The sequence below is a fragment of the Paenibacillus sp. AR247 genome, from assembly GCF_002968895.1.
GTDB classification, from domain to species: Bacteria; Bacillota; Bacilli; order Paenibacillales; family Paenibacillaceae; genus Paenibacillus_AQ; species Paenibacillus_AQ favisporus.
This window is the reverse complement of record NZ_PCZT01000011.1, coordinates 99,302-106,927: the sequence shown is the minus strand read 5'-3', so window position 1 is coordinate 106,927 and position 7,626 is coordinate 99,302. Positions and strand designations below refer to the sequence as shown.

The window sequence follows — 7,626 nt, the reverse complement described above, 5'->3', positions numbered from 1 at the left end:
CTGGGGATGACAGCAGGCATTATCGAGCGGTCGCAGGAAATTTTGCAGAGGCAGAAGCCTTTGCCTGCCCTGCAGCCCGATGCAGCTGAGGAACATCCCATTGTTCAATCGGAGTCTGAGCAGATGGAGGAGACAGCTCAGTCCTCCGACCCACTTGAAGCCAAGGAGGGCGATGAAGCAGGGAGTCGGGATCAGGCGGATGAGGATCAGGAGCAAGCATCGGCCGCGCCCGTGCGCAAGCTTGAGGTAGGAGACGCTGTCTATGTCAGCTCCTATGGGCGAACGGGCATCGTCTACGAGCCGGAGGACGCCATGGGCATGGTAGGGGTCATGATCCAGAAGGAGAAGATCCGGATCAACCAGAAGCGGCTCAAGCTGTTCATTGAGAAGAGCGAACTGTACCCTGAGGACTACGATTTCGACATTATTTTTGAGTCCAAGGAGAACCGGAAGAAGAGCAAGCTGATGAACCGCAAGCATGTCGAGGGGCTGTCCATCATTCGCGATTCCGACTCGAAGCCCTAAATTGTGAATCGAGTTACGGAAGAAAAAAATGTTAAAAAAAGCGGATAAATGCCCCTTCGGTAGCGGTTAGATTCCTGCGAAACGGGTAATTGGAAGATGACAAGACCTGACATCAATCGTGCAGACCATGAGGCAAAAGATATAGATCAGAAAGTCAAGTGGAGGGAGAAACGATGGAACCAGACAAAAGAGGCCGGGACTCAGGCCCGGCCGGATCCAATGTGACCGAGCAGGACGTGCTGACCCAGCTGGGAGGCGAGTCCGAAACGCAGGAGAGCAAGCATAAAATGCAGCTGTGGACCAAGGAAGACTACCTGCGGTCCCAGCGGGAAATCGATCAGATTAACCGGGATTTAAAGGCGGCCATCGAGGAAGGCCATCACCCGGGTGCTCCGCAGGTTCAGCGGATCATCCGCAGGCATTATGAATGGATGAGCCGTTATTATACGCCGTCGGCAATGGTATATATCGGATTGGGAAACTTATATGTGGAACAGACCGAACACAAGCAGCTGTTTACGGCATACCATCCGCAGCTTCCCGTTTTTTTACGGGACGGGATGATCATATTCGCCGAGCGCGAGCTGATGTAAGGAAGATGAACAAGGGTGAGCACAACAAGCCCGCCTGGCCGATGAATGGCCGGGCGGGCTTCTGCCGTATACGGAGGAGCATCTGTTCATTTCATTGGGTCGGATCCGAGAACTGACTTTACCAAAAGGCGTTAATTAATGGCCGCTTCAACCGTCTCGTCCGGCTCGAGCAGCACGTACACGCCCGGGTTCAGCTGCAGCGCCGTTCCTTCCGGAAGGTTCGAATACGTCTCCACTTTGGTAAACGGCCCGCTCGAAGGCGGCGCAGGGACGTAGTCCGGGAGGATCTCTTTTCCGCCGGCACGGATCACCGATTGCGAGACCCCTTTAAAAGTTGGGTCCTGAGAGGAAGACTTCACGATCAACTGGCTGCCCTTCAGATAGTAGGTGAACGTGACCTTCCGTCCGTCCAGATCCATTTGCACCTGCTGCTCAGTGGCAGTCGGTGCCGCCAAATCGTACCAATGCTTCGAAAGGTTCCTTTTTGTAATTTCCAAACCTGAGAAGATAAGCTTCATCGGTTCCCCCGACCAGTCTTTGAACCATGTCGGCGACTCAAAGCGCAGGTAGCCTTCATCCAAATATTCCCGGTGCCGGACCTTCTCGTACATGCCGGTATGATAGTCACCGCCTTCGATGCGCTGGTCCCCCAGCTGCAGGGATACTTTCGTAAAGCGTCTCACGCCCTCAGTCCAGTCATTGGAATCCTGCCTGTATGGGATTCGGATCTGCAGCGGCGTGATGACCAGCTGTTTCAGGTTCAAATTGACGTTTGTAGCCTGTTCCTCATTTGCCGGAAGCGGTTTGCTGTAAATGGCTTCGCTGGCCTTGCTGCCGTCTGCGTTGAAGTCAAAAGCCCAGGTTCCCGCTACTCTCTTGATCTCCTGCAAATAGGTCAGGTGAAGCTTGGCTCCCTTCCAGTCCCGTTCCGGAATGGTGAAGGTCGACTGGCACAGCAAATCGTTACCGTCCGGGGGCAGGACCGCCCGGGACACGCTTTGATACGTGTGCGAACCGGAGGTGATCACCAGGTGGGGGTCCAGATAGCCTGGATCCTCAAGTGGTGACGTCAGGGCATACCGGATGGTCAGTTGGTCGTTTTTCCGGACGATCGATAGGATCTCCACAGCCGCGAAGCCGCCTGCAGACGACGATGGAGCAAGCATGGAACCTTCGGCAATATCTCCCGCAAGAGGCAGATCGTCATATTGGTAAAAAACCAGGTTGCTGGCGTCCAAGTGCATGCTCCGTTTAGACTTCTTCAGCTCATCCTGCAGCTCGAACATCCCTTTCAGGGTATCTTTTTCCTCATCGCGCTTGAGCAGGACGTTTGGCTTGGCATCTTTTCCCTTGGAATCGGACAGGGAGACGGATTCGAAATCGACGGCGTCATAATCCGGAAGGTCCGGAACCTTCATTGTAAAGAGCACATCCATCTGCTCGCCGTCGGTCACGACGCCGTGCAGCTTCATCGTTGTGCCCGACTGCCGGGCACTCAAATCCAGCGGCTCGCCAAAGCCGTGCTGAATGGCATTGTTCACACCCGGCCGTCCCCACAAGTCCCAGCCCGGGTTTATGGCTGCAAACACGGGAACGGCTACCGCCAGGAAGACCACAGCGGAAGCGGCCGCCGGAACCCACTTGCGGGTCACCGATGACCTTTTTACAGTTGAAGACTGGCCTGAACGCCGTCGCCCAACCTCTTCCTCGATCGTGCTCCACATCGCTTCAAAATCGGGAGCGGGCTCAGGCTTTCGTGAAATGGCCCGTTCCATCTGTTCCAAGCTGAATCGGTTCATCGTCATTCTCTCCTTTCATGAGGGGGCAGGAGGGCTTAGCGATATATTTTCTCATGAGCGAAAGCCCCTTATTGATTCTGGATTTGACGGTCCCCAAGGGAACGCGGATCATGTCGGCGATCTCCTGCTGGGACAGCCCGTTAATGTAACGGAGAATCATCACCATCCGAATGTTCGCGGGAAGCCGTCCGTAGAGCCGGGACAGCTCTAAGGCCAGTTCCCGCCCTTCGACAGTTTCCTCGACCGAATGCGGGGCAGCCGCCAGATGCCGATAGGAAAAGAGCTTTTCCTTGATGACGCCCGCTTTCGAGCGGCGAAGCGAGTTTTTGCACAAATTGGCGGCGATTTGAATAAGCCAGCGCCGGATATCCTGAATAGAGCTCCGGTCCGCGAGCAGTGCCCGGATAAACGTCTCCTGGCAGAGGTCTTCGGCGTCTTCCCTGCGCTGCATCATATAGTAGCAAAAGCTGTAGACATCCCGGTTAAAGGTCTCGAACAGCTCTTTGTCCGTCATTGCCTCACCTTCCTTGACATGCAAAGATCCATGGAACCGATGCCGGCCGGCGGTTGTTCCATCTGACCATAAGACAAACAACACCGGGATGCGATTAAGGATCCGAATTCGATCTACCATTACTNTAAAAAGCTTATCGCCCTCCGCAAGCAGCATGAAGTCATCGTGTACGGCGAATACAAGCTGCTGCTTCCGCTCGACAAGGAGCTGTATGTGTATACCCGGACGCTGGAGGACCAGTGTCTCCTGGTCATCCTGAACTTTTTCGGAGGCGAGCCGGTGCTGAAGCTGCCGGCGGAGCTCGTGCCGGAGGCCAAGCAGCTGCTGATCTCCAACTACCCCATCAAGGGGGAGGAGGATCTCGGGAATTTGAAGCTGCGGCCGTATGAAGCGAGAGTATACCTCATGAAGACACCAGCCCCTTGACTTCAGGGCGCAAACTTGGTAAATTTACCTCATCCTATAACAAGGGAGAGATTTTGATGACGGTGGTTGTTCTTAACTAATCAAACTCCATATCGACTGTATGACACGAAGACAGGCGGGAATGCCCGGGAGGGCACTCTTTCTTTCAATGCGCCTCTTTGCAGAATGCAGTCTTGGAAATAGTTAAGAACACGCGAAGCATCAAACGACAATCCCTTGCGGACTGTTTGAAACCTTTGTGATCCGAATCGGTGGAGCGTTGACCGCTCGACCGTTGTCATGCCGGATACGGGCCGCCTCCTAATGGGCGGCTGGCTCTCCGGCGTACAGGACCGTGCTCTTTGCAGCACGGTTTTTTTGCGTACAGCAAAGGCAGCAGACAAAGGCAGTCCGGCAGACCAGGGGCAGGAATCGCATGCGCGTATTCTCTGCCCCTTTTTGCGTTGCCATAGGAAGATATAACAAGAAACAGGAGGATGAACTACCAATGGATCAAACGACGATGATCATGCTGGAATACGACAAAATGAAGGAAGCGTTGAGAGACTACGCGGTTTCATATGAAGGACGCAGGCACATCGATGAATTGGAGCCGCTGACCACGGCCAGTGCAGTCCGCAGGGCGCTGGATGAGACGGCGGAAGCCAAGGCGCTGCTGGATAAAGGGGCCAGCGTCCCGCTGCCATCCCTGGAAGGGATTGACCGGATCGTCTCCCTGCTGCATACAGGGTACCTGTTCGACGAGCAGGATTTTACCGCGGTCCATACGTTTCTGCACAGCTGCGGGCAGCTGCGTAAGTACATGGCCGGGAAGCGCGACATCGCGCCAGGCATCAGCTCCTATGCTTCCTCGATGCAGGAGCTGGCGAAGCTGAAGAGCGAAATTGAGCGCTGCATCCGGTTTGGCCGGGTGGACGATCAAGCCAGCAAAAACCTGGAGCGCGTCCGCAAGAAGATCGCCATCGTTAAGGAGCGAATTCAGAAAAAGATCGCCGCGATTCTGTCCAGGCACGGCTCGATTTTGCAGGAAAACCTGGTCAGCGTCCGGGGCGGCCGGTACGTCATTCCGGTCAAGCGGGAGTATCACAAAACGATCAAGGGCTCGGTGCTCGACCAGTCGACGAGCGGGCAGACCGTCTTTGTGGAGCCGGAGGAGGTCGCCCATCTTCAAAACGAGCTTGGCATGCACGAAGCGGATGAGGCCCGGGAGGAAGGCATCGTGCTGAGCGCGTTGACCGGGCTGCTTGAAGCGGCTTCGGCTGATCTGCTGCTGAACATCGATATCACGGGAACGTACGATTTTATTTTTGCCAAAGCAAAATACAGCCGCACCTTGGGCGGGAACAATGTTCTTCTTAGCGACAGCGGGCGCATCAAGGTAAGCGGAGCGCGGCATCCGTTCATGCTGAAGACGATGGTGCCGCTGCGGCTGGAGCTGGGCGGCGGTTACCGCTCGCTGATCATTACCGGGCCGAATACCGGCGGCAAGACGGTGGCGCTCAAGACGCTCGGGCTGCTCACCCTGATGGTGCAGTCGGGTCTGCTCGTGCCGGTGGAGGATGGCAGCACGTTCACCGTATTCACTAAAGTGCTGTCGGCGATCGGGGACGGGCAGAGCATCGAGCAGTCGCTCAGCACCTTTTCCGCCCAAATTAAGCGCCTGATCGGGATGGTGGATGCGGCGGACCGCCATACCCTGCTGCTGATCGACGAGCTGGCGGCCGGAACGGATCCGGGGGAAGGGATGTCCCTGTCGATCGCCATTCTGGAAGAGCTCAGCAACAGAGGCGCCATGATCATGGTCACGACGCATTTTAACGAGCTGAAGACGTTTGCGGCACGGACGCCGGGCTTCCAGAACGCCCGGATGGAGTTCGATGTCGAGACGCTAGAGCCGCTTTACCGGCTGACGATCGGCGAGGCGGGGCAGAGCTACGCGATTCAAATCGCCACAAAGCTGGGGATGGGCGGTTGTTCCATCTGACCATAAGACAAACAACACCGTGTTTTCGTTCATTATCTTATCATGCAGGAATGGAAAAAAGCGGTCTTCCGCATCATAAGCAGAAGACCGCTTTATTTTCCAGGATCCTATATTACAGCTGTGCCGTCAAAATACCGGCAAACTGTTCGAGAAACTGCCGCTCATCTTGGTCAAACCGCCCCTTCAGCGGGCTGTCGATATCGAGTACGCCGATCAGGCGCTCTCCCTGGACCAGCGGAACGACGATTTCACTGTTCGAGGCGGCATCGCAGGCGATATGCCCGGGAAACTCATGCACGTCATCGACCACAATCGTTCTCCGCTCGGCTGCCGCTGTACCGCATACCCCTTTACCCAAAGGAATGCGGATGCAGGCCGGGAGCCCCTGAAACGGTCCGAGAACCAGCTCAGTTCCATCGAAAAGATAGAAACCAACCCAATTTATGTCAGGAAGGAAGCTGTTCAGCAGGGCCGAGGCGTTGGCTAGATTGGCAATGGAGCTGGGCTCATCATGGATGAGCGACTTAAGCTGTTCGAGGACGGCTGCAAATTGGTCATTCCGGTTTCCTTCGTAGGGAAGGGCTTGAAACATGACGATCCACCTCATTTCTGTCTTTTAACCGTTGGTTAATTATAAAAGATAGTATACAGGAATTCCTTCCACGTCAAGTAAAATTCCTCCCTCTCAAAGTAAAGAACAATTCCTGGGAATCCTGCTGATTCCGGCGTCCGGCATGGCTTAAGCAGGGATCGGTATTGTTTCCCGGCAGCGGAAGAAGGGTAAACAATGGTAATGACAGGCTCATTTTTACAGGCGTTCGCCGGAAGGAGAGGAATCTATGCGTGCAGACGTACAAAATTTATTCATGAGTATCCACATGCTTTACCATGCTCATCACCATGACTTGACCATCCGTGATATGCAGCCCGTGCTGGAGGCGCACGGCTACAAGGTGGGGGAACGGGAAGTGAAGCAGCAACTGGAGCACCTGACCGAATTGAACTTTCTGACGGCTCACGGCGATGAATACAGCTTGACCGGAACGGGAATCGGGGAGTTCAAGGAAATTCAGGTCATGCTTCAGAAGCTGTGCGGGGAAGTACTGGCACCACTTGAAGAAACGGAGAGCGCGAATGCCGGTGCTTAACGCCCAGGCTTCCAAGATCAACTTCCTGCCACCTAGAATCGTTACCGCATCTTAGAATGGAGGGAATGAATATGCATAAATGGTTTACTACGGCTTTGACGACAAGCCCGGTGCGGGTGCTGGCGGCGGAACTGCCCGATGCAGGGACTGAGCACAGCGCGCACGGAGCATGGTATTGGTTGTCCTATGCGCTGGCGATTCTTTTGTTCGGATTTGCTATATATGTCATGATTGGAGCGCGTTTGAAGCGCCGGCTCAGTCGTTTGAAACATACGCTGTCGGATGAATTGGTAAAGGTCAACGGCGCCCTGGTAGCCGAAAAATCCTCGGAATTAACAGAGGAAAGAGCCGGCCAATATGCGCAGTCCCATATCCGCAGGCTGACGGATTTGAGGGACCGGCTGAGATCGGACGTGGATGAACTCAGCAAGCTGAACATTTCCGTCTTCGACCTGAAGGGATTAAACCAGGCGATCAGTCATTACAACGCGGAGAAAATGAGCATCCGGGAAGACATCGCGGCAGAGGAGAGCAAGCAGTACAGGATGCAATAAGGCTGGCTGGCTTCATATTCAGAAAATGGAAAAGCCCCTTGGTCCGAAGGAGAGGAGTCCGGAGTCCAAGGGGCTTTTTTGGG

General features: G+C 54.8%; 7 protein-coding genes and 2 pseudogenes. 6 read left to right on the top strand and 3 right to left on the bottom strand.

Features of this window, described 5'->3' with window-relative positions:
• A pseudogene (locus CPT76_RS21195) lies at nt 1-525 on the top strand (endonuclease MutS2); the annotation flags it as partial.
• Nucleotides 526-698: 173 nt separating this feature from the next.
• On the top strand, nt 699-1,118 hold the full coding sequence (locus tag CPT76_RS21190; RefSeq protein WP_105444373.1) for a TipAS antibiotic-recognition domain-containing protein: 420 nt from the start codon (nt 699-701) through the stop codon (nt 1,116-1,118).
• 131 nt (nt 1,119-1,249) lie between these two features.
• Here the strand turns inward: CPT76_RS21190 and CPT76_RS21185 are convergent, their stop codons facing one another.
• Together CPT76_RS21185 and CPT76_RS21180 are read right to left on the bottom strand one after the other, a co-directional pair.
• Nucleotides 1,250-2,917, bottom strand: coding sequence for a DUF4179 domain-containing protein (locus tag CPT76_RS21185; RefSeq protein ID WP_181152981.1), 1,668 nt, complete (start codon nt 2,915-2,917; stop codon nt 1,250-1,252).
• Nucleotides 2,865-3,431, bottom strand: a complete 567-nt coding sequence (locus CPT76_RS21180; RefSeq protein WP_089549039.1) for an RNA polymerase sigma factor — start codon at nt 3,429-3,431, stop codon at nt 2,865-2,867. The genes CPT76_RS21185 and CPT76_RS21180 overlap by 53 nt, the downstream gene beginning before the upstream one ends.
• Nucleotides 3,432-3,530: 99 nt before the next feature.
• Between CPT76_RS21180 and CPT76_RS21175 the strand changes: the two are divergent.
• Nucleotides 3,531-3,857, top strand: a pseudogene (locus CPT76_RS21175) (alpha-glucosidase C-terminal domain-containing protein); the annotation flags it as partial.
• 487 nt (nt 3,858-4,344) lie between these two features.
• Nucleotides 4,345-5,841 (top strand): endonuclease MutS2, encoded by a 1,497-nt coding sequence (locus CPT76_RS21170; RefSeq protein ID WP_105444370.1) that lies wholly within the window; start codon nt 4,345-4,347, stop codon nt 5,839-5,841.
• A 112-nt stretch (nt 5,842-5,953) separates the two neighbouring features.
• Here the strand turns inward: CPT76_RS21170 and CPT76_RS21165 are convergent, their stop codons facing one another.
• Nucleotides 5,954-6,433, bottom strand: coding sequence for a GAF domain-containing protein (locus CPT76_RS21165; protein ID WP_076175928.1), 480 nt, complete (start codon nt 6,431-6,433; stop codon nt 5,954-5,956).
• A gap of 247 nt (nt 6,434-6,680) precedes the next feature.
• On the opposite strand from CPT76_RS21165, the gene CPT76_RS21160 reads away from it, so the two are divergent.
• Nucleotides 6,681-6,989, top strand: a complete 309-nt coding sequence (locus tag CPT76_RS21160; protein WP_105444369.1) for a hypothetical protein — start codon at nt 6,681-6,683, stop codon at nt 6,987-6,989.
• Nucleotides 6,990-7,060: 71 nt separating this feature from the next.
• On the top strand, nt 7,061-7,543 hold the full coding sequence (locus CPT76_RS21155) for a hypothetical protein (RefSeq protein ID WP_105444368.1): 483 nt from the start codon (nt 7,061-7,063) through the stop codon (nt 7,541-7,543).
• Nucleotides 7,544-7,626: the final 83 nt, after the last annotated feature.